The following is a 1,644-nucleotide window of genomic DNA, read 5'->3' as shown; positions in this document are numbered from 1 at the left end:
GAAATGAGAAATTTTATCATTTAGATAGTATTTTGATTATATTTTAATCAATTCTTTTAGTTTTTTAGATGGAACCTACCTAGATTATCTACATCTAGTTTTTTTAATCCAATTTCGATTAATTGATGCAATATTTCACTATCTTGTACCGTTGGGTATCCATTTTCTAATAATTTATTATTAATTTTTCTATGAGCTTCTCTAAGCATATCTTGCTCTGATTCTTTAATTCTTAAGTACATACTTTTCTTTGCCATTTGCTTGCTCCTGTTTTCATGTTGTTTATTCTACATGTTGTCATGAAAACACTTGATAAAACTTGTTGTCATGTTTATATTTATGGTAAATGTTTATATGACAACAAGACAATAAAATTGTTTTCTGGGGCTATATGTTAGATTTTCTGCGGTTAGCTATACCAATCATTCCTACGTATGTGCGTAGTCTTGATAATCATCATTGGTTTAATGGTGATATTCGTGATTATGGTATTCCTGCTGCGACTCGCCATGTTTCTAAGACCGATGACGGTCAAACGATAACAGGGGAGCTTTACCATCCTTATGAATCTTTGCCGTCTGACTATACAGATATGGCTGTTAAGTTTTATACAAATACAATGAATACACCGCCTTATGTTGAGATTAAGGCGTCTCCGTTGAAGTTGTTACAAGGTCACAATGTGTATGGTTTTGAGTCTATTGAATTAGGCTCTGATCATATGCTTGGCATGTTACTCGAAGCCTTTCCCCAGTTAGCCCCAATCTTAGATTTGCCAAATACTGAGGTTTTACATCTAGATACGACTTATTTATTTAGATTGCCACATCAGAATATGGTTCAACCTACGCTTGACTATATGGCTAGCTTGGCTTCGGGTCACCGTAAAGCTCGTGAAGTTAAATATGATAACTATATTTCTTGGGGTAATGACGGTGCCAGTGTTAGACCTAAAGCCTATGGCAAGTTTGAAGAAGTAAAAAGCCAATTACATAAGCTACAGAAGAAAGCAGATAAGGGCTGTATGCGCTCTAAATCACTTGTTATTGCTATGAATAATGCCTTGCCATTTGCTAACGCTATTCTTCGTTTAGAAGCCCGTATTTGTAAAACCTATTTAACCAAGAATGGTTATCCATCTAATTTATTTCAGCTTATTAAGCTGCAACATGAACAGCCAGAACTATTGCTACGCCTCTGGCACGTAGCGTTTGACCCAATCCTTAAGACTATGGAGGGTGAATATATGAATTTCGCAAGTGATGATGAATTAGAAGCCTTACTTAAATCTAAATTGGTGACTTACACCAAGAAAGGTAATCCTAGTTATGTTAGAGCTTATAACGCTCTTGATTTCTATCGTTCTTTACGTACTGATGGCTGGGTCAAAGTTAAAGCTCGGCATTCTAAGTCTCGATTTTATAAGCGTAAAGACGATTTACTTGAGTGTGGTATTGCGCTTTCACACCTTCAGAATTTACATAAAAATCCAAACGGCAAAGTTATCCCATTTGTCCGTTTATTTGAACTCAAGATGGCAGATCAATTGCCACCAGATTACGTTCAACCAGTTTCACAATACAGCCCAAAGAATCAGGGTTTACATCTAGTTGCCTAAAGAGAGGTTTTTATCATGCAATTATC

The 1,644-nt window shown here is 35.7% G+C and carries 2 protein-coding genes; one reads left to right on the top strand and one right to left on the bottom strand.

Annotated features, from left to right (window positions below; all coding sequences use genetic code 11):
* Positions 1-56: 56 nt before the first annotated feature.
* A complete protein-coding gene (locus MKL62_RS14430; RefSeq protein ID WP_001085704.1) occupies positions 57-257 on the bottom strand; it encodes a hypothetical protein in 201 nt (66 codons plus the stop codon).
* A 134-nt stretch (positions 258-391) separates the two neighbouring features.
* Here MKL62_RS14430 and MKL62_RS14425 point away from each other — a divergent pair, with 134 nt between their 5' ends.
* A complete protein-coding gene (locus tag MKL62_RS14425; RefSeq protein WP_270899788.1) occupies positions 392-1,618 on the top strand; it encodes a phage/plasmid replication protein, II/X family in 1,227 nt (408 codons plus the stop codon).
* The last annotated feature ends 26 nt before the right edge of the window (positions 1,619-1,644 follow it).

The sequence above is a fragment of the Acinetobacter sp. AOR01_HL genome (genome assembly GCF_027855455.1).
GTDB classification, from domain to species: Bacteria; Pseudomonadota; Gammaproteobacteria; order Pseudomonadales; family Moraxellaceae; genus Acinetobacter; species Acinetobacter baumannii.
This window is presented reverse-complemented; position numbering and strand designations above follow the sequence as displayed.